Here is a 20,209-nt window from a genome sequence, read left to right on the forward strand (position 1 = left end):
TTAACAAAAATTAATTTGTTTCTTATCTGTAGTTTTATTCTTGTAGACCACATAACTTCCAGCTAAATAATCGTGTAATGCCCTCTTCTTCTTATTAAACAAAATCCAAAATATATCAATTAAAAGTAGTACACTTCCAACAGAATTAAATATATTACTCTCTTTATTAAGTTTATAAAATTCCACTATTTCTTTTCCTTGTAATCCCTCAATATTGATTTGGTTTATGACTATTTGAATTGATAAAATAAATGCAATTGAACTTGGTGTATAAGTTATTAATCTTAAGACAGCTTGCATCACTGATAATTTTTCTCCGTTAACATTAATAATCTTAGTCTTTAATATCAGTCTACCTGGAGTTCCCCCAAACCTAACTACCATAAATATTAAATATAAATAAAGGATTATATAATATATGGTAATTGGTAGTACGCTTGGACTCTCTAAAGATAATTTCATTATAAATTGATAAACAAAAATAATAGGAATAAGCAAAATAAAATCAATAATATTCACTAAAATACGTGTCCCAAATCCAACATATTGTATTTTGACTTCATCTTCCATGCAATAGTCCCCCAATATTTATTAATATATTTATTTCAAGTTATTTCCTCTTGCGTCTTTTTTGCGAATTTCGATAATATTCAATTCTTGAAGTATTCGTGAAATCGTTGAACTATCCTGCGCGTTACTTTAATAAACAAAAGAAGAGCTGCCTCGAAGCAAGCCCCTCAACTATTATTCGCCGTTAGTGGAACAAACTCCTTAACCCATTTCATTCAAAATGAATCTTTGTTATAAGCTTGTTTAGTTTTATAACCTGCTCCTCAGTATAAAACCCTATTAAAACATCCTGTCCTAACACTGCATAATAATATTTTTTTTCAAGATTTTGCTTCGCAACTATTGAATTTAAAATGCTCAATATGGAAAGATCTAGCCAATCATCTTCAACTCTAAGGTCATGTTTAAATAATTCGCCGTCTGCATTGAAAGATATCCAAACTTCTTCATTATCTATATCGATATAGTCCTTAATTTCTGTAATCTTAAATGATCCCTTAGTTAATTGGACAAGTCTTTGCACTATTCTTTGATAGTCTCCATGATCTTCTATACACTCTGTGTCTAAGTGACAGATATCGTCGGAGATGAAGTCAAATTTATTATCCATTTCTACTTCGGAACCAAGAGTAACCAGTAGCATAATATAGGGATCCAGTTCCATTTCTTCTTGAGAGAAATGCTCAAATAAATGTTTCCTATTAAGTGAAGGCTTTAATTTAATACCTATTTCGTAAAGCGTATTTAATTGATTATCAAATGCAACAGTAGTTGTTTTCTTTCTAAACCATTTAAGCATCATGGATTCCCCCTGATGAATTACAGTGTTTCTGTCGATACATTTAATTCGTCACCAAACTTGATCTTCCTTTATTTGTAACAAAACTGCCCGTTAACGGAACAAAGGACTGCCACGCGGCAGCCCTTTCGGTATGGAACTATCGTTACCCGTTAGCGTAATCTATTTTAGGAGACAAAGGTCATCTAACCGACTGGTAAACGAGACCTATGGCTCCAGAATCAAAGGTCTTGTTTTCGATAAGTTTAAGATTGACCTTCTCCTTGAGACCTTGGAATAACGGCAACCCGCTGCCGATCAGGACGGGAGAAACCGTAATTTTATACTCATCGATTAAATCAAGCTGCATAAGGTGGTGTGCGATCCTAGGACTGCCGAGGATGACCATATCCCTGCCTGGCTGCTGTTTGAGGTTCTTGATCTCTTCCTCGACATCTTCTTTCACCAGTCTGGAATTGTTCCATTCGACTTTGTCCAGCGTCGTGGAAAAAACGATTTTGGCTGTCTTATCGATCCACTCGGCATGATTCCGTTCATGCTGCGAAGCTGATGGGTTCGAAGGCACAGATGGCCAATAACCGTGCATTAATTGATAAGTCCCTCGTCCCCAAATGACGGTGTCGGCAGTACTTAGAATTTCTTTCGCGTATTTCTCTAAATCACCATCGTAGGAAATCCAGCCAATGTCCATTGCACCGTTTGGCCCTTCTACAAAACCGTCAAGCGATGCGTGCAAAAATAGAACGAGTTTTCTCATTTTCAGTGCTCCTTTGTTCATGAGGGATGTCTACATTAGTTACAGTTTAGCACATTACAGCTTGGATTGTTTCTTATGGATTGCTAAGCTAAACTGCCCGTTAGTTCAATCATAGGTATCCTTTCTAGGTCATCTGTCGGGAATGAGATAAAGTTCTTGTCACCCGACATCAAAAAGGCAGCCTTCGTTTTGCCGGCTGCCTTCATGCTAGTTTTATTGATTGAACTATCACGTCTCAAAGCTCGCTTATCCCTGGGATAATGCAGTAATAGAACCTTTTTTCAAATATATGAAGAAAGAAGAACTGAATCGTACTTCGTTAAAAGAAGTAAAACTGGCTTGTTTCGAATATATTGAAGGGTTTTATACTCCTAGAAGACCTCATTCTGCCATTGTCATGCTTTCTCCAAACATAAAAGAATACATTTTCTGGCAGTCTTCCTAAAGAAACATTCCTTTTTTCTGTCTACTTTATTGGCATTTATCCAAATATGGTAAACACTATAAAAGAGGCACTTCCATCGCTAGGAAGCACCCCAAAAATTAGAAACTTTGGAACAAAAACTACCACAAAAACATAGTTGAATATATTATTTATGCTCCTGGCGTTGGAGTGGCTCTGAATGCATTTACAATCTTGTCCATAACAACCTGTGCATCACTTCCCGAATCAAGAATCGTATTTTGAAGCGATTCTTTTTCTACCAATACTGTTGTTACGGTAAGCGGCTCTGATGCTTCGGTAGTCAACAAAGCGTCTACTTGCGCAGAGAAACAAGAATCACTTATCTTGGCATGAACCTCCGTGGCAACAACATGATTATTAGAAATATAATTTCCATTACCCGAAACAATACGTATGATTACAGGTGTTGCACCTACCGGCTTGATGTTCTGAGTATTAATTCCTTCAGAAAAATGATTAGCAATTACAGAATTATTATTGCCACTGATATATAGGAGACCATACAAATCATCTAAACCATTGTCTATTCCCAGAAAAGGGGTCCAAGGTTCATGGTCACGTAAAAAGTGATTTGAAGAAACCAAGTTTTCCGAACAATTTTCCCTGAATACCACCATTCCTGGATAAAATGAATGAAGTCTATTATTTGTGATACTGGAACGTGTCACACCATCAAAATAGATACTGCTCGCACCTCGTGGAAAAACATTATTCGCTGTAATCAAAAGTCCACCAAAATTTTGAGCGTAAATTGAATATCCTTTAAAACCGGCTCCTATCAAGTTATCGGTTATTTTTGAAGCCTGTCCCCAACCTCGTAGTTCTATACAGTTACCACATTCAGCTATGAAATTATCATGTATAGTCAGTGCATCTGCATGATAAATAGTAATTCCATGCTCTAAATACACAAACCCCATGCCTGTAATCCGAAATGAGTCACAAGCACTTGCAACATAAATACCCGTTTTCCCGTTAGTGTATGTGTTTTCCGGATTTGTTTCTCCTGAACCATCTTCAATAAAATGCAAACCATCAATACAAAAGTCAGAAAACTCTACCGAACTTATTCGGGGATTTCCACTTCGTTCAACATAAAATGCAGCTCCTTTATATTCCTCGTCATTTACTTCTAGGAGAATATCTACGAGTATGCGACTTCCTCCCGGCCACAATTCATGCAAATCCGCCCATTCATTCTCAGAAGTATTAAAACGAATACTCGAAGATGTAAACCCGTGTCCAGAACCCATAATTTTAAGATAACTGATGTCTATAACTACTTGACTGCCAAGATAATAATCTCCCGGTGGAATATAGATAACCGCACCCGGCTTTCCGCCTTTATTCACATCAGTGTCCGTTTGCCTACTTTTAATATCTGCTATAATGCTATTGATTACCTCACCAATATCCTCATACGGATTACCGACAGGCCACTCTGTTACGTCATAATAATTTTTACTAGCCATAAATAAATTCTCCTATCAATTTAGTGTGTTTGTTCATAAACTACTTTTTCCTTGATATAGCTGGAAGTAAAGCCTTACGAATTCGTGCTTTTCCTGCCTACGCAAACTGCGCTTGCAGGGCCTAGCCGACGCTTACTTACGGCAGCTTCAAGATCCACGAATGAATGAACTATCCTTGGAAGAACGTTTCGGTTTATTGGTCGATTCCGTAGACTCGGAAAGTTATAAATTCTTATATGGTCAAAAAGATCGCTAATATCCTTGCCAAGAAGGCAGGATGAGGCGATTTTCTTACTTTCACAGAAACAATAGGCCCTTCGGTTTATTCATTAGATGTTTTCAACGCCTTCAAACCAAGCGCCAACGCCCCGCACAGTCCGGCATTATCCCCTAATCCCGGAGGAAGGATGTATTTATCGATATTCGTAAGAATGGCTTCCGCACTAACGTATCCGTTTAAATTTCTCTGCACCTCGGTTCGTATCATCGGAAGCAGTTGCTTCTGTTGCATAACGCCTCCGCCAAAAGTGTGTAAGTATTTTTCTTCGGTGCATCAATGGCCGTTCGAAGCAGACGAAAATCCGGGTTTGAACGCCTTCGGCTTGCAGCTTTATTAAATCCGGCTGTAACCAGTTTCCACAAAGATTACACGGCCATCTAAATTAGCAAACATTACTTGGTTCGTCTCTTTCAAAAAGCGTTTAGTATGAGTCCGATTCAATACCATGCGTGTGCATGCAGCACGCCATTTGATCCAATTTACCACCGACCCGCTTACCATCATCGCCGAGAAGATGGGCTTTCCAAGCATTCATGCATTCAGCAGCAGATTTTTTAAAATGGTAGAAGGAACAACCCCATCCTTCTACCGTAGTTAGGTGTTCGCTAACATCCCATAAAAGCTGTCTCACATTGGGATCAGAAGAATTCCATACACATCATACTACTTATGATCACCGCCAAATCGATTCGAGTTTCCAAACGTTTAATGAAAGCATTTTAACCTTTCCTCCACGGCAAAAAATATCAATCCCCGTACTCGCTGGATCAGGATAGATATTGTTTGACATCACGGAGCGCCCTTCATTTGCATAGATTTCTATACATGTAGTATCAACAAAAATTTGCAATGCTACCAAACCATTAGCCGTTGTCTCGAGCGTGCACGTTCGCACGCCTTCACTAAACGAATCTGAACGGGATCTATCAAACCGGAGTACCTTGGAGTTGACATCGTAGGATATCAAGGTTTCTTTACCGTCTTCAGAACATCTCAATCGCAATCCGAATTCTTCCGCATCGCAATCTTCCAATGAAAACTTCACCATGATCTCCAAACAATCGCCATTCATTTCTTTGGGAACGGGTCTTCGTCCTTCCTCAACCAACACATTCTCTACTACGTAATGCTCTTTACGCAAAGTTTGCAATTGTTCAACCGGAAGAAACTTCAAACGTCCGCCTGTATCCAATTCAACCTTTCTCGGAAGAGACATGGCCCCGCACCAATAGTTTGCTTTTGTCGGACCGAACGACTTAAACCACGGCATCCAATCCCAAGCGTTCAACCAACCTATAATAATTCGTCTTCCATTATCATCAAGGAAAGATTGAGGAGCATAGTACTCGAACCCGCAATCCACTTCTCCACAATAATCCCAAGTAAATTTCCCACTACTATAATCTAATGAACCAGTTAAATAACTCGCTTTTTTTTCACCCATTCCCATTGGGGAGAACATTAGTACATAACGATCGCCAAGCTGAAAAATATCCGGACATTCCCACATCGTACCCATCGTACCGTCACTCTCAGCCAATACACTTACATACTCCCATACATACAGGTCATTCGAGCGATAAAGCAAAGCTCTTCCTTTTCCATCTTTACTTGAACCTACGACCATATACCATTTATCTTCGTGTTTCCATACTTTCGGATCCCTGAAATCAGAGGAACTCCCTTCTGGAGGAACAGAGATAACCGGATTTCCTACATATTTTTGAAATGTCACGCTATCGGTACTGGAAGCTAAACATTGGGTTTGAATGACACGCCCTTCCTTCATAATCGTGCCGGTGTAGATCAAAGTCAATATCCCGTTGTCATCGACGGCGCTTCCGGAAAAACATCCGCCTTTTTGGTCAAGATCATAGACTTCACTTGGCGCAAGTGCAATAGGAAGGTGTTCCCAGTGAACCAAATCTTTACTTTTTGCATGGCCCCAATGCATCGGCCCCCACTCGGCCGAATACGGGTGAAACTGGTAAAACATATGAAATTCTCCGCGATAATAGATGAGTCCGTTAGGATCGTTCATCCAATAAGCAGGCGGCATAAAATGAAATTTTAAGCGCAATGGGTCTTTACCCACATGGTCATTCATATTTGCAGCCGATTGTTCGGCTTTAGCCAGCATAAGATTATGAAACGTATGGTGATCGTAAAGCATCCGTCTTTCCTCCACTCTTTTTTGCAGTATTTAGTCTCTATTCTTTAACGGCACCCATCGTCATTCCGCTAACAATGTATTTCTGCATGACGAAAGAAAACAGCATGACAGGCACACTAAATAGGGTCGCCGCAGCCGTCATGGGGCCTAGATCCAAACCGTATGCTGTTAAAAACTCTGAAATTCCCACTGGCACCGTCTTAGCCGAAGTGCTTGTTAAAAGTAATGCGAACAAGAAATCATTCCAAGAAAGCATAAAGCTAAAAATTGCGGTAGTTGCTAATCCAGGCAGCGAGATCGGCAAAATAATACGCATAAATGTTCCAAACATCCCGCATCCGTCGACACGCCCGGATTCATCAAGCTCTTTGGGCAAATTGTCGAAAAAACCAATCATCATCCAAATGACAAACGGTATGTTAATGCTGGTGTAGACTAATACAAGTGCTATTTTTGTATCCATTAAACCTAATTGCCCAATAATACGGTACATGGGTATTGCAACGCTGATCAGAGGCGTCATGCGAACCACTAAAGTAAACAACAGAAACATATTCCCGAGTTTTGATGAAAACCTGGTTAAGCCATAAGCAGCTAATGATCCCAGAAAAACACTCAACAATGTACCTGCCAATGCGGTTAAAAGACTGTTAACAAAATATTTGCCGATGGTCAGTTGATGAAACAGGGCATTATAATTGGCTAAAGTAAATACAGAAGGCAACAACGACGGGTTTGTGGAGATCACTTCCCTTGGCGGTTTCAATGAAGACAACACAAGGTACGCATAAGGGAATAAAGTAACTATCAAAAAGATACATGAGATGATGAGGGCAAATAACCCGGCAACTCTGGATTTTTGTCTACTCATGGTTATAACCATCTTGCTGATCTCCTTTCTATCGAACCGCTTTCTTATTTGGATTCCAGAATTGTTTAAAAAAGAATGAACAGATTGCCAGCAAAATAATCATAAAGATTACAGCCATTGCGCTTGCATAACCTTCTTGATTGTATCTGGCTACCGATTTGTAAATTAATGTACTTACTAACGAAGAGGATCCGCTAGGACCACCTTGTGTCATAACCCAAATAATGTCAAATGATTTTGCGGCATCAATAATACGTATGATAACGGCAACGACAATGACCGGTTTTAAACTCGGCAGCGTGATATGCAAGAAGTTCTGAAACTTATTGGCTCCGTCAATGCGCGCCGCTTCATATAAACTTTCAGGAATTCCTTGTATACCCGCTAATAATATCAACATCATAAAGGGTGTGGTAAGCCATACGTCGGCAATCATACAGGAGATTAACGCGTACTTGCTGTCAGATAACCATAAGATACTTTGAGGATTCTTGATCAAACCGATTTTGTATAAAATGACATTTAAAATGCCAAATTGGTCGTTCAACATAAACTTCCATATTAACCCGCAAACTAAAGGCGAGATCATTAACGGACTCAATAGTAAAGTACGAATGATGTTGGCGCCTTTAAACCCTGTACTCAGCAAAAGCGCAAGGATCATGCCCAATATCAACTCAATGGCTACTGCACCAATCACATATTCGATCGTATTAGACAAGGATTGATAGAAGGTATCCGAAGTAAGTGCCTTCGTATAATGCTGTAAACCTATAAATTTGGAAGGGTCGTCATCGTCAAAAAAACTGTCTTTAAAAAGCAACAGCATCGGATAAACAAAAAACAAGATCATGAAAACGAAAGCCGGTAAAAAAAATAGGAAAGAAAGCTTCTGATCCCTTGAAGACATATCCATCATCCTTCTGCGAGAATTGAATGCGGTTAAAAAAGGGACTTGAACCTCAGCCCCTTATTCCGCTTATCTGCCTTGTATCTCGTTAATTATTGCTGCTGCTCTGTTTAATGCTGCTTGCGGTGTTTCCTTTCCTGAGAGAGCTACTTGAATCGCAGTGACTAATGCTTCATTTTCGATTTCGTTCCAATGAGGCAATATTGGACGATTCTGTGTCTGACTGGCAGCCAGTGTAGTTTCAAGCGCTTTCAAGTGTGCATATTCAGGTTTTTGGCCGTAATTCTCAAAGACCGATTTTCGTGCAGCCACTCCTAATGCTTTCATAAACAATTCATTTTTTTCATAAATAAATTTCACGTATTGTTTGGCGATATCTTGTTTTGTGGACGTGCTCGGGATCACTTGATACCAAGGCCCAGGTACTACCCCTACCCCGGAATCTCCGGCTATCATTGGCGCCGCTCCCACTTTCCCCGCTACTTTTGATTTACCTGGATCGTTAGAAGGGATAAAGAAATGAGCCCACTCTAACATCATCGCCATTTTTCCATTCCAAAACATTTCAGAAATTTCAGAAGAGGCCATGTTCAGAGCACCTTCTGGCGCAGATTTATCTTCCCGCAAAATCTTTGTTTCAAATTCCAGCGCTTTTACATATGGCTCCGAGTTAACTAAGGCTTTATTATCTTTGCCTACAACGAGCGGTTTGGCTCCTGCTTGCGCTGCATGGTCCAACCAACTGGCAACCGAATCACCGTTATTCATTCCTAATATGCCTGTACCATATTGTTCAATTTTCCCATCATTATCTGTATCACGAGTAAAGAACTTAGCGACATCCCTGTATTGCTGCCAATTCGTAGGCGGCTTCAAATCATATCCATATTTAGCCTTAAATGCCTCTTGCTCCTTCGGATCATTAAACAGATCCGTTCGATACAATAAAATTTTTGAATTCGTCCACAGCGGCATACCCAAAATCTTACCGTTTACTTTACCGCCGTCGACTACATTTGGCACAAAATCATTTTTGACCTCGTCCGTCATGATGTCATCCATGGCTACCAAGTTTTTAGCAAGAGCAGGAAACCACAGGATATCAATCGTGGCGACATCATACGCTCCTGAATTCGCTTTCATTTCTATGTTTAATTTGTCGTAGACACCGATGTAGGGAACCGTCTCAATTTTCACATCATATCCGGTTTTTTGTTTGAATTCTTCCGCCGTCTGGGTGGCGACCGTATTAGCCGGACTTCCTCCCTCAACCAGAACCGTAATGGATTTATCCGACGAGTTAGACGCTCCTTTCTCAGAAGTTTGTTGTCCTTTATTGGACGCAGAGCTTTCAGGGTTCTTTTCATTACTAGAACATCCAACCAAAATCGCTGAAAAAGACATGCATAGTACAAGAACACCAGATAATAATTTACCTTTTAATTTCATAAAAAGTTACCCCCTCATTATTATTTAACAAATGGTAGTCCCCCTAAAGGACTATTAGGTTGCCAAGCGTTCATAGTAAGTTCCTCCATCATTTTCATTTGTTTTGTCATTATGCTTTCCAATACCCTCAAATATCCCCAGGCAATCCCCCCAAGTAAACAGAAAAGATTATCCAAAATTGTGTTTCTCGAAAATCGTTTGATTTTCGCAGAAAAACGTTTTCTTTTCTCAGTTAAACGTTTTCTTTTCCACAAAACCAATGATATACTAATAATGAAACATTGTCGTTGGCTTAAATTATGATTAATTTGTCAAATATTTTGGTTGGAGGTTAATACTTGAACATACACAGTTCTTCACCCAGGGCAGTACGGATTTCCCATGATGTACTTACAGTTTTCAAGCCTGAACGCTGAAGCAGCAGATGCATCTCACTCCAAATTAGCCTGTGCTTCTTGTGCTTCTTATTCCAGAAAAGCCTCATTCTCCTAAGGATGTACCAGTCTACCTTGGCTAGGAAGCCATTGGTCTTCTTCCGATCGACATCCAGATGAGCGTAATAGTTACGCCATCCCTGAATCATCGGATTAAGTTTTTCCTCCATCAATTTTAGTGACCATTGGAGTCGGCCTCTTGGAGACGTCTCTTCTTCACGCGCAGACGCATCTTCTTCATCGCTTTCTTTGATGGAAAACTTCGAAGCCTATACATAACTCCGTTTTTATGAAGATACGGCATTTTTCGATGGTGAAAACCAAGGAAGTCAAACCCGTCTTCGTTCTTCCAAAGACGTACTAACTTCGACTTGCTAGTATTTATGGTTAGTTCCAGTTTCCCAAAGATGGACTTAAGGATTCGAATTGATTCGAGTGCCTGCGGTTTCAACCTGCATAGAATGACTAGATCATCAGCATACCTAACTAGTTTTCCAAGATGAGAAAACCGCTTTTCCCAAATTGTATCAAGGTAGTTCAGATAGATATTGGCGAGTAACGAAGATATCACTCCGCCCTGCGGACTTCCGATTTCCGCTTTGTGCCAAATCCCTTCCTTCATCACGCCAGCTAGTAAAAAAGAGACCCACAGCAATGGGCTGAAGGTCTGAGTATATATATTTAAAAGGGGGTTAAGTTTTATTATAGGCTTGATTCATTAATGATGCATGAATATAAGATTTCAATTTTGTTACAATTACTTAACTCTCGTTTCTCGGTAGGTTAATCAATTATATACATATAATTCAAAAGGCACGACTTATTACTTGTCCTTGATATTCCAAAGCATCTATAGCCCGTATCCTCTGAACCTCACTTAATTCAGATAAGTGTGACCATTTATATTCGGAATGCTCAGAACTAAGTTTGATCTCCTCATTCTCTGGTATGTAACAGCGAAATATTCCAACTTGTGCATTGATACTACTATGATAATAAAATCCTGTTAATACTACGTTCTGAACTTCTATCCCGAGTTCCTCATGACACTCACGAAGTAACGCTTGATGAATGGTTTCACCAGGGTCGACACCACCACCAGGTAAACTCCAACCCATATTTCCATATGTTCGCTTTAATATAAGTACATGACCTTCTGAGTTAGATACTATTGCATGAACGCCAAACCTAAAAGTATCATTAAATCCCAATTGTATTACCCACCTCAATTTAATAATTATTTACCGCATTTCCCATTTTAGCAGCATCAAACTAATCAGACTGTTAATACAGAAAAGGCAGTTCATATAATGACTGCCGTTCTTAGTATTATCTATTGAACTTGAACTATCGTTCACCGTTAACGCAATGAACTGGACAAAAACCTGTGTATCAGGGTGCTATCCACCAACTATTCTTGATCTTTAATAGCAGGACTTTAACCTATCTAAGGTTCAATATTTTTTTGATATCGGCCATTAACTGCTCTCGTCCAGGTTCCGAATTCTCGCTAAAGTGTTGCAATATATGTTGGAGGAGCAATTGATATGCCTTCTCATAAGTTTCATCACTGTTGCTCTCGATATCCGGTAAAACTCCTATGCCCTCCCAGTTATCTTTGGTTATCGGGTTAATCGCACGTCCATTGGGGATAAAGACCTGAAAATGGTCATTTATGCGATGGATACTGCCTGGATTTGCTTTTCCGCCAGTCTTTTCGCCAACAATCTTAACTCTTTTAATTGCTTGTAGACTATAGGCGAATTCTTCAGCGCCGGACCCTGTTTTTTGACTGGTCAGAAGATAAACAGGCTTACTCGAGCCGAATCTTTTCCCTGGCACAAAGGGCAAACTCCAAAATGATTGTGTGGCATCGTAAAATCGCCAATAAAGATCATTTAAATGCACTGGTGGGGAACCATCCAACAAATAACTGGCGATTAACGTCACCATAAATGAAGAGCCGCCGTTATTATTTCGGAGATCAATGATTAACCCGTCTGTATTCGCTAAAAAACTCATAGCGTGTGCTGCCGTTTCACCTGCAAGCTCTGGATAAACGAATTCATTAATAACGAGATAACCTATATTACCTGGTAATCTCTCTACCCTTTCGAAGCCGTAGTTATTAAGTTTTTGGCGTAATTTGATGTCATCATTAGCGATTGATTCGTGCAATTGAAGAGGTAACGGAAGTTCACTAAAGTGAAGACCCAAATGTTTGTCATTACTTATTTTTTGCATATAACCCGTAATCTTCTGCGATAAGGCTAAGCCGCTCTCCACCTTGTAAAAGTCACCTTCAGAAAGCTTTTCAAGCAGAACCGTCTTCGTGATTTCAGCAGTGTTTGGGAAAACATAATAATCAAGCAACAGGACTGCAAGAGATTCAACAGTATTATTAATAAAACCATCATCCAGTTTAATTGTAGTCAACCCGCATCTTCCTTTCCGCAGCGGCAGTTTATGAAGTACTATTAACGCCAATATCTACCTTTTTTATTATATAATACAGAAAAATATAATGTATATAACAGTTTTAAAAAATCTCCCTAAATACTACGCTTTTATTGATAATGTGCAATGAAACAGATAAGAAATTTTATATAACAGATACAGCCTGATTAGACCAAAAGGTAATATCGCCACGCATAACTTGCCCGTTACTTGAATGGACAAAAAAAAAGAGCTGCCGCCAGGCAAGCTCCTTCACTATCGTTCCTCGTTAGTTTAATAAATGGTGCCTGTTTTCAAATTATAGTGTCCAATGAATGCTTTCGATGTTCCCATTCCTCACGAAGAATACCCATTTTAATTGCATCGTAATATTCCCCCCGAACTATACGCGCCTTTCGAACACGAGCTTCTTCAATCATGCCGCATTTTGCAGCTAAGCGAATCATCCGTTCATTCCCTGACCAAGTGCCAATTCCTAATCTTACCGTCTTTAATTGAGTAAAAAGGTAGTCGATCCACATTTGAAAAACTTCCGTTCCGTAACCACCGGACCAATATCGAGAATCAAATATCGCAATTCCTATTTCGAACCAATTGGTGCTCTCATCAACCCAATAACGCCCCGTTATTCCTTTTAATTCTCCATCAATCTCAATGACTAATCGATAGCGGGGCTCTCCAGTTTGGGTAATACCAAGATCGCGTTTATACTTCTCGTAGTAGTCCTCAAGTGTTAGAGGTTCCAACGGCTTATAGGGACCATTCCAATTTAAATGTTCTCGATCTTCAGCTAAATAATCCCAATAATATATACGCTCTATGTCTTGCTCCGTGAGATCGCGTAAAAGAAGTCTACTTCCCTGTATTGGAAGATTCATACTATTAAACATCCCCCCCTAAACATATTTTAATTATATAAGCCACCATTTTTCTCTGCAAGGCCGATCATAATATTAACCTATCCTTTAGTTCAATGAAAAAAGCAGGCTACCTTAGCTGCTTGCCGTATTTCAAGTATCATTTTCTGTTAGTTGAATTAAGAAGTAAATGTGAAGGACTTCCATAACATACGATCAAAAAGTTGGTTATGATGGGCTTAATGTAGAATTAAACCGAAAAATAGCTTTATCCTTCAACGAAGCTCATAAAATACTGCTTCTAATGTACTCTCTGAGGCAAGGATACGGACAACCAAAAATATGAGCCATTGTTACGATAAATTTGTGATGTTCCTTCAATTTTTTTTTGGAAATACCGATGCGATTGGCTAGTAATTGTTGAACCGCTAATTCCCTTTCCAAACTTAGTTGGTTTAGTCATTGTTTTGTCCGACCGTTTTGCTTATTTCCAATAAAGTCTGTGTTTCGAAGCCTGATGGCCGATACACCAAATTGGAAAATTGAATGTCGAACTCCTCCAGCCGTCGCTTTAAGTGAAGAATCTCTTCTTGACGTTGTAATGTTTGATCTTTTCGAAAGCATGTTTAATTCCTCCTTTTTTCTCTTGAACGAAAAAAGGAAGCGAGGGAATAGAGCCCTAAAAATAAAGAACCCATTTAATGTTTCTTTCATTTTCTTTCTACGCTGACGAAGTTAGCTGACGGATTCGGGTTGAAAGTTAACCCTAACACTTACAAAGTGTACTCACCCCAGAAAACTTGGTTCCCCCGCTTCTTTAATCTAAAGAATTAAGCGTAGTATGATTCATTCTTATTTTATCAATTTACCCCAATACATATATAGAAACAATAGTAATATTTACTTATAATTATTATGTCTATTTTCAACTAATAGTTCAATTTTACTGTGGTTAACTGATTTATTAATGAAAGCAGCTCGCGATGCGTTCTTCCGAGGAAAGAATCGCCATCGCCAATAAAATCATGAGAATTCTTCCGTCTCGAATCGCCGTCACACACGGATTAGTAACAACTAATAAATCAGAAGCGGAAGCATCCCTGCATACATCCAGTACTGGTACTTGACGATCATATTGCTTCCATAGCCCAACGGGATCTTCAACCACCGCAACGCGAATTCGTTCGTCTCGAGTTCAAGAAATTCAGATTACCGACCTTTTCGGAAATCCCGTTTACAGGCTGATCAGCCTATCAAACTAATGATTGAGTGGCCAGGCGAGATCATGGGGATGGAAAATGGAGATGTGCAGCCTTACAGCTCCAGAGTGAGTAAATATTACAACATAATTTTGGACAACTGCAACCTATTCGAACCGATCTCCGTCTGATGGATTGTCAACATGATTGACGCTAAATTTCAAACATCGGAAGGAGCTTTATGATATGAAGAAGAAACTAACTGTAATATTAACTTTGGCTGGGATACTCGGCACAACAGCTGCAGTCGGAGCTGAGGATTTGCTAGAAAAGGTTACAGGTTACTTACAAAAAGACGTAAAGATTCTTGTTAATGGACAAGACAGCAAGCTAACGCCTGTCTACATCGATGGAAAAGCGTACCTCCCAGTACGCGACGCTGCGACTCAGCTTGGATATACGGTAAATTACGATGAAGCGAACAAAGAGATCGAGCTGGACGAAGCGGCTGACCTGATGCCTGCATCCGGTGTGATCGTAAGCGTACAGGCTAAGGAAGACGGTAATACCCGCATCGAGCTGCTTGGCAGCACATGGGTCATTTTAACCGTAGACAAATCGACTGCCATCAAGAGCCTAGACGGTAAAACGCTAACTGCAGCCGATCTTAAAGCCGGTACTCAAATCGACGCCGAGTTCGGACCAGCAATGGCGATGAGCTATCCGGGCCAAGCGCAAGCTGTAAGCATTAACGTTCACGCAGACCGCTCAGTCAAAGAAGATACAATCAAAGAAGTAAAACATACGGATGATGGCTGGCAAGTTCAATTAGGCGACAATTTGGTACTTAACGGCGGTAAAGAAACTCGCGTCATGACGTCTCAAGGCGAATCCGTGAAATGGGAGGACCTGAAAGCCGGCACGAAAGTAAAAGCCTACTACGGTCCATTTGAAACGAAAAGCCTACCTCCGCAAAGCCCTGTGTTCCTCCTCGTTGTTCAGGCTCAAGCGCCTGTAACAGGCACTCCGAAAATGTCGCCTGAGACAGCGCAGGGATACCGAAACTTGGCATGGGCGCAAGTGAAGGAGCAAGCGTCCCATATTACAACGAAGCAAGACGAAGCAGCCGTTCAAATCGTCTCCTCTAATGAGGTAGGCGTATTGGCTTCCACAGACGAGCAGAAGAAATTGCTCGCAGACGTTCAAGCTGCGAACGGCAATTTCGTGACGGTTACTTACAGCACAGACCAAGATGAGCTGCTTGGACCGTTGACAGTCGTATTCGATTTCAACACAAAAGCTTTTATCGGCTTTAACGCTAGAAGATAAACGATTTCTAATTAGCCATGAAATTCAGCTTCCATTGAATTCCATGGCTTTTTTTTCTAAGGGCATAGAACCCTAACGGACCACTACATATTTGTAGCCCATATAGTAAGGAGCCCCCCCACCTGTTTTCGAATGAAAACAGGCATTTCTGCTTAGCTTACTTCTATTTTAATGTAAATGTGTAATTGCCCGACCCTACAGACTGAATCCAATACGTCTGCCCCCTTCTCTGAATACGATACTCGCTACAATTCGTAGTTAACTCTCCAGAACCTACGATTGGCAAACCAATATCGGCGGCAACTCCAACCGGTATCTTTACTTCCAAACCTATTTCCTCACCATTCCGGCAATACTCCGCACTTATCAAACCGTATTGACTTAATACGCATCCTTTAACCTTTTCAACTGTCTGTGTCAAAGTTGGTTCAATTATAATCTTTCGATACCCTGGTTCTGCCATTCGTATTCCTAATACATTGGAGGTAAGCCACTCTTTTACATGCCCCATCATGGCATGATTTCTTGATCTTACCATACCCATCCATAATTCCTCATAGTTCCAGTATTCAGGCAATGTAGTTAAGTGATTATCAACAAAGAACTTATAGCTTGGCTGAGTATCATTCATAACCATTTTATACACAATATCGTTTTTCCCATACTTCCCAAGCGAAGCAAACACTTGCTTTAAGCCCACTTCGCCTGACGAAAGGTGATAATCACGGATTTGGACGGCTTCTACAAGTCGATTAACCGCAATCTCATTATTTTCTTCTAAAATGATGCCGCTGAATAGAACACATCCATAGCTTGCTTGACTACCATTACCATAAATGCGGCTTTCCGGTTGGTAGCACTCCGCATGCAGATGAAACTGCTCCTTTACTTTTTCAGCCTTAGCGGCGAAATTCATTACATCCCCGAAATGCCCTGTCAATGCTGCAATCTTAGCCATCGTGCTCAGTAAGTAATAGTAAGCGCAATTTTCTACCAGTGTTACTGGGGTGTTTTCATGTAACTGCCCCCAGTCCCCCATTTGGGCGTAGCCCGCTAACAGGCCGTTCTGGGTTTGAGTTTCTAAATACATGATATATTTATTCATCGTCTGGTAAGCCTTTTGTAATATGGAACAATCGCCATAGATCTGATAATATTCCCAAGGTGTCAAGATACAGGCCCCACCCCAGTTCGGGTCACGATTCAAACCGTCGATTCGAAAATATTCAGGTGCAATGGCAGGCATATAGCCAAGCTCTTCGGTATCCCCATTCACGTTATCTGTTTCGTTGGTCTGAGCATCAATCATATCTTGGACGATTTTTGGGATCCATGAACGGATATCATATCCCGCTGACATGGACCGAAACATCAAATGCGTGGTTTCTAGCCAACCTATTTTCTCAATCTGCGGGCAGTCCGTAAATGAGAAAAACATATTGCTTTCAATGGCACGATTGGTGATCTCATCAATTTGATTCAATACCGGATTCGAGGTTTCAAACATCCCTGTTTTCTCATTCGCAACACGTAATATGCAGCAATAAAATTGATCGACTGTTGCATCCCACATAAAGCCGGAAACCTCGACATACCGGAATCCCTGATAGCAAAATGAAGGATGCCATCTCTCATCTCCATCTCCTTTTACCGTATAACTATTCTTAATACTGCAATGATATTTCTGACTCCAGCTCTGTGTGCAGGAGGACTGATCGACGGACGTTTTTTCATCATTCAAGATCTCTGCAGGATACATCTCAATGACAGTTCCTCTGTCCGCCTCTGTCATGCCAGGGAGCATGATTTCGGGGAATCCCGCAACATTGATGCCCATATCCACGAGCAAATTCCCATTCTCCAGTCTTGTGACAGAAGCTGCTGATAATTTCTCTATGATCCGAACAGGAATAAATTCTCTAGCTTTCAAGCTTCCCAGCGGTTGTTCCATGATGACAGCCTGCTGCCAGCCTGTGCGATCAGCAAGAGGCTCGTTCCAACCGCGTAACTCCGCTCTTGCATCATAATCTTCGCCGCCATACCAGTTGTTAAAGGTGATGGGACTGTCTGTTAATTGCCAAGCATCATCTGTCGCTGCAACTATTTCTACACTTCCATCCTCATAGATAACTTCGATCTGAGCGATGACTTTCTTTTCACCGTAAAGTCCTTGTCTGACGTATTTTGAATCATTTTTTTGGTAACGATGTTCAGGAGCCTCGGTTGTTTCATCCAGCATCATCGTAGGGTTAACTCTAAAATTAACATACTGCCCATTCCCAATTAGGATACCGAACGCATTCGTGTCACTCTTCAACTGCTGGGTTATATCATACGTGACATAGTAGACGGTTTTGGAATAATCGCTCTCACCTGGATTAAAAAAAGTATCATCTAATTGCACGCCATTCATGCTTGCCTGAAATAAGCCCAATCCACTCACATAAGCACGAGCTTTGACAACATTTTTCACATCGGATACCTGAAAATCTCTGGCTACTTGTGGTGCTGCTGATTTGTTGCAATCTGCCGTATCTCCCTGTCCAATCCAGTGTGCTTTCCAATCATTCTGTTCTAAAAGCCCCATTTCCCAAGAAGCAATATCGCTCCATTCCGACTCTAGATCGTTCTTATCCCATACCTTCACCTTCCAAAACAGTTCCTGCCTTGATGAAAGTAAAGCTCCACCGTACGCAATGGCGTAGTTATTTTCATGTGATACTTTTCCGGAATTCCACAAGTCTCCAATGTTTTTATGCAGCAACTCTTTCGTTGAAGATACCAAAATACAATACGCGGTTTGAAACTGATTCTGATCTTCTGACTCGAGTGTATAACTCAATAATGGATTTTTTGTTTCTATTCCTAAAGGATTTTTCAAATATTGTACCAACATATTCGTAATATTCATTTGTGAATGCCTTCCTCTCAACAATATATAAAATGTGTCCTCTAGCATAATTATATCTATCTGATTGTAAGAAATACCCGGCAATTCGGTCATAATTACCCTGAAATAATGCCATTTCTTAAAAACATTCATTAGACTCAAACCATTTATTATTTTATAATCATGACTATGACGTTGAAGAGGAGGAACTTTAATGAATAAATCCGTTCAACTTTTTAAAAGTGAAAGTTTCGTTCAGAGTAACTTACATCTACATGTAAATCGCTTTGTTGAAGACTTTAGTGTTCCTTTCCACACTCACGACTTTATCGAATATTGTTATGTGGCTGAGGGAAAGGGCTTCCACCATATTGAAAATGAAACTTTTCCTGTACATAAAGGTCAACTCTTTGCGATCCCTGTCGGGGTGTCACATGTATTTCGGCCGTCCTCTCCCAAATCTTCAGGCGATCAATTGATCGTCTATAATTGTCTCTTTGATACCCAAATGATGGATCATCTATATCTCCTACTTCATGATTCTCCAATCAGGGAACATCTCAGCTCTCTCGCGGACGGTACTTCAACCTATTTCTCTATCTTCGATAGCGATAATTCATTTGAAAACATCATAATGAAGCTTTACCGCGAAGTCTCTGCTCCCTGTATTGGCTCTACTACCATGCTTCAAACACTCTTAGCCCAGTTAGTCGTTGCCGTTTACAGACAGAAGTTCGGAGAAGTAGATAAGCCGACAACAGAAGCTGCCGACTTTTCTAGAGTACTCCAGTACATTGAGAACCATTTATACGAGCCAATTACGCTTTCTGATTTGGCGATATTATCACAGTGGAGCAGTCGAAATTTGCAGCGCATATTCATGCGGCATACCGGCCAATCCTTCGGTTCCTATCTGCAAAATTGTCGCGTCCAAAGGAGCTGTACACTGCTTCGAGACTCCGATTACAAAATCACTGTAATTGCAGAGCAAGTCGGGTACCGTGATATCGATTCGTTCAATACCATTTTCAAAAAAATAGTTGGTCAAACACCAAGCACATATCGCAAGCTTTACCGATAGATCGATCTTTCGATCTATCCCTTTACTGCGCCACCTTTATTTAATTGCTCAGCAATCTCGATGCTCCTTTCTATCGGAATAAGTGGGTATTGCTCTCTAATATCAACCACTTTATCAGACCATGATAAAACCAGGAACGACATTCGGCTTTAGAAAGGGTATGGTGTATCCTTTCCATCGCCTCCCCCCACCCTGCTAAAAAAAGCGCTCACCCA

General features: G+C 40.4%; 19 protein-coding genes, 1 pseudogene and 1 riboswitch. Of the genes and pseudogenes, 4 read left to right on the forward strand and 16 right to left on the reverse strand.

Going from position 1 to position 20,209, the window contains the following annotated elements:
• The 3 genes from QFZ78_RS04785 to QFZ78_RS04795 form a co-directional block, all read right to left on the reverse strand.
• The gene (locus QFZ78_RS04785; RefSeq protein WP_307545864.1) at positions 1-570 is read right to left on the reverse strand and encodes an RDD family protein; all 570 of its coding nucleotides are present in this window, start codon (positions 568-570) and stop codon (positions 1-3) included.
• Between the two features lie 211 nt (positions 571-781).
• Positions 782-1,372 carry a hypothetical protein gene (locus tag QFZ78_RS04790; RefSeq protein ID WP_307545866.1) on the reverse strand — a complete coding sequence of 197 codons (591 nt, stop codon included), beginning with the start codon at positions 1,370-1,372 and terminating at the stop codon, positions 782-784.
• A 178-nt stretch (positions 1,373-1,550) separates the two neighbouring features.
• The gene (locus QFZ78_RS04795; RefSeq protein ID WP_307545868.1) at positions 1,551-2,126 is read right to left on the reverse strand and encodes a dihydrofolate reductase family protein; all 576 of its coding nucleotides are present in this window, start codon (positions 2,124-2,126) and stop codon (positions 1,551-1,553) included.
• 220 nt (positions 2,127-2,346) lie between these two features.
• On the opposite strand from QFZ78_RS04795, the gene QFZ78_RS04800 reads away from it, so the two are divergent.
• Complete coding sequence (locus QFZ78_RS04800; protein WP_373460087.1) at positions 2,347-2,571, forward strand: integrase core domain-containing protein; 225 nt, start codon at positions 2,347-2,349, stop codon at positions 2,569-2,571.
• Positions 2,572-2,720: 149 nt separating this feature from the next.
• Here QFZ78_RS04800 and QFZ78_RS04805 read toward each other — a convergent pair whose 3' ends face one another.
• The gene (locus QFZ78_RS04805; protein ID WP_307545869.1) at positions 2,721-4,064 is read right to left on the reverse strand and encodes a NosD domain-containing protein; all 1,344 of its coding nucleotides are present in this window, start codon (positions 4,062-4,064) and stop codon (positions 2,721-2,723) included.
• A gap of 322 nt (positions 4,065-4,386) precedes the next feature.
• A pseudogene (locus QFZ78_RS04810) lies at positions 4,387-4,587 on the reverse strand (fructokinase); the annotation flags it as partial.
• Between the two features lie 202 nt (positions 4,588-4,789).
• Here QFZ78_RS04810 and QFZ78_RS38390 point away from each other — a divergent pair.
• Positions 4,790-4,942, forward strand: a complete 153-nt coding sequence (locus QFZ78_RS38390; RefSeq protein WP_373460998.1) for a helix-turn-helix domain-containing protein — start codon at positions 4,790-4,792, stop codon at positions 4,940-4,942.
• Between the two features lie 75 nt (positions 4,943-5,017).
• Here the strand turns inward: QFZ78_RS38390 and QFZ78_RS04815 are convergent, their stop codons facing one another.
• The 10 genes from QFZ78_RS04815 to QFZ78_RS04855 form a co-directional block, all read right to left on the reverse strand.
• Complete coding sequence (locus tag QFZ78_RS04815; protein WP_307545871.1) at positions 5,018-6,517, reverse strand: glycoside hydrolase family 32 protein; 1,500 nt, start codon at positions 6,515-6,517, stop codon at positions 5,018-5,020.
• A gap of 37 nt (positions 6,518-6,554) precedes the next feature.
• Positions 6,555-7,400 (reverse strand): carbohydrate ABC transporter permease, encoded by an 846-nt coding sequence (locus tag QFZ78_RS04820; RefSeq protein ID WP_307545873.1) that lies wholly within the window; start codon positions 7,398-7,400, stop codon positions 6,555-6,557.
• A 16-nt stretch (positions 7,401-7,416) separates the two neighbouring features.
• The gene (locus tag QFZ78_RS04825; protein ID WP_307545876.1) at positions 7,417-8,298 is read right to left on the reverse strand and encodes a carbohydrate ABC transporter permease; all 882 of its coding nucleotides are present in this window, start codon (positions 8,296-8,298) and stop codon (positions 7,417-7,419) included.
• A 69-nt stretch (positions 8,299-8,367) separates the two neighbouring features.
• A complete protein-coding gene (locus tag QFZ78_RS04830; RefSeq protein WP_307545878.1) occupies positions 8,368-9,747 on the reverse strand; it encodes an ABC transporter substrate-binding protein in 1,380 nt (459 codons plus the stop codon).
• Positions 9,748-10,078: 331 nt separating this feature from the next.
• Complete coding sequence (locus QFZ78_RS04835; RefSeq protein ID WP_307555486.1) at positions 10,079-10,435, reverse strand: group II intron maturase-specific domain-containing protein; 357 nt, start codon at positions 10,433-10,435, stop codon at positions 10,079-10,081.
• Positions 10,357-10,896: a reverse transcriptase domain-containing protein gene (locus QFZ78_RS38395; RefSeq protein ID WP_373461101.1), complete on the reverse strand. Its 540-nt coding sequence runs from the start codon at positions 10,894-10,896 to the stop codon at positions 10,357-10,359. Before QFZ78_RS38395 ends, QFZ78_RS04835 begins: the two co-directional genes overlap by 79 nt.
• Positions 10,897-10,987: 91 nt before the next feature.
• Positions 10,988-11,392, reverse strand: a complete 405-nt coding sequence (locus tag QFZ78_RS04840; protein ID WP_307545880.1) for an NUDIX hydrolase — start codon at positions 11,390-11,392, stop codon at positions 10,988-10,990.
• Positions 11,393-11,624: 232 nt separating this feature from the next.
• Positions 11,625-12,617, reverse strand: a complete 993-nt coding sequence (locus QFZ78_RS04845) for a S41 family peptidase (RefSeq protein WP_307545882.1) — start codon at positions 12,615-12,617, stop codon at positions 11,625-11,627.
• 314 nt (positions 12,618-12,931) lie between these two features.
• On the reverse strand, positions 12,932-13,516 hold the full coding sequence (locus QFZ78_RS04850) for a GNAT family N-acetyltransferase (protein WP_307545884.1): 585 nt from the start codon (positions 13,514-13,516) through the stop codon (positions 12,932-12,934).
• A 689-nt stretch (positions 13,517-14,205) separates the two neighbouring features.
• Positions 14,206-14,342: riboswitch (cyclic di-AMP (ydaO/yuaA leader) on the reverse strand.
• Positions 14,343-14,459: 117 nt separating this feature from the next.
• Positions 14,460-14,663 carry a hypothetical protein gene (locus QFZ78_RS04855; RefSeq protein WP_307545886.1) on the reverse strand — a complete coding sequence of 68 codons (204 nt, stop codon included), beginning with the start codon at positions 14,661-14,663 and terminating at the stop codon, positions 14,460-14,462.
• Positions 14,664-14,940: 277 nt separating this feature from the next.
• On the opposite strand from QFZ78_RS04855, the gene QFZ78_RS04860 reads away from it, so the two are divergent.
• Positions 14,941-16,023, forward strand: a complete 1,083-nt coding sequence (locus QFZ78_RS04860) for a stalk domain-containing protein (RefSeq protein ID WP_307545888.1) — start codon at positions 14,941-14,943, stop codon at positions 16,021-16,023.
• Positions 16,024-16,186: 163 nt separating this feature from the next.
• On the opposite strand, the gene QFZ78_RS04865 is transcribed toward QFZ78_RS04860, so the two are convergent.
• The gene (locus QFZ78_RS04865) at positions 16,187-18,934 is read right to left on the reverse strand and encodes a family 78 glycoside hydrolase catalytic domain (RefSeq protein WP_307545890.1); all 2,748 of its coding nucleotides are present in this window, start codon (positions 18,932-18,934) and stop codon (positions 16,187-16,189) included.
• Positions 18,935-19,127: 193 nt separating this feature from the next.
• On the opposite strand from QFZ78_RS04865, the gene QFZ78_RS04870 reads away from it, so the two are divergent.
• Positions 19,128-19,994, forward strand: coding sequence for an AraC family transcriptional regulator (locus tag QFZ78_RS04870; protein WP_307545891.1), 867 nt, complete (start codon positions 19,128-19,130; stop codon positions 19,992-19,994).
• The last annotated feature ends 215 nt before the right edge of the window (positions 19,995-20,209 follow it).

Source organism: Paenibacillus sp. V4I5 (assembly GCF_030817255.1).
Classification (GTDB): Bacteria; Bacillota; Bacilli; order Paenibacillales; family NBRC-103111; genus Paenibacillus_E.

Coding starts and splice junctions, on each gene's coding strand:
- QFZ78_RS04805 (WP_307545869.1), bottom strand. CDS start 4,064: ATGGCTAGTAAAAATTATTATGACGTAACAGAGTGGCCTGTCGGTAAT.
- QFZ78_RS04785 (WP_307545864.1), bottom strand. CDS start 570: ATGGAAGATGAAGTCAAAATACAATATGTTGGATTTGGGACACGTATT.
- QFZ78_RS04825 (WP_307545876.1), bottom strand. CDS start 8,298: ATGTCTTCAAGGGATCAGAAGCTTTCTTTCCTATTTTTTTTACCGGCT.
- QFZ78_RS04850 (WP_307545884.1), bottom strand. CDS start 13,516: ATGAATCTTCCAATACAGGGAAGTAGACTTCTTTTACGCGATCTCACG.
- QFZ78_RS38390 (WP_373460998.1), top strand. CDS start 4,790: ATGCGTGTGCATGCAGCACGCCATTTGATCCAATTTACCACCGACCCG.
- QFZ78_RS04815 (WP_307545871.1), bottom strand. CDS start 6,517: ATGCTTTACGATCACCATACGTTTCATAATCTTATGCTGGCTAAAGCC.
- QFZ78_RS04820 (WP_307545873.1), bottom strand. CDS start 7,400: ATGGTTATAACCATGAGTAGACAAAAATCCAGAGTTGCCGGGTTATTT.
- QFZ78_RS04795 (WP_307545868.1), bottom strand. CDS start 2,126: ATGAGAAAACTCGTTCTATTTTTGCACGCATCGCTTGACGGTTTTGTA.
- QFZ78_RS04790 (WP_307545866.1), bottom strand. CDS start 1,372: ATGATGCTTAAATGGTTTAGAAAGAAAACAACTACTGTTGCATTTGAT.
- QFZ78_RS04865 (WP_307545890.1), bottom strand. CDS start 18,934: ATGAATATTACGAATATGTTGGTACAATATTTGAAAAATCCTTTAGGA.
- QFZ78_RS04870 (WP_307545891.1), top strand. CDS start 19,128: ATGAATAAATCCGTTCAACTTTTTAAAAGTGAAAGTTTCGTTCAGAGT.
- QFZ78_RS04860 (WP_307545888.1), top strand. CDS start 14,941: ATGAAGAAGAAACTAACTGTAATATTAACTTTGGCTGGGATACTCGGC.
- QFZ78_RS04830 (WP_307545878.1), bottom strand. CDS start 9,747: ATGAAATTAAAAGGTAAATTATTATCTGGTGTTCTTGTACTATGCATG.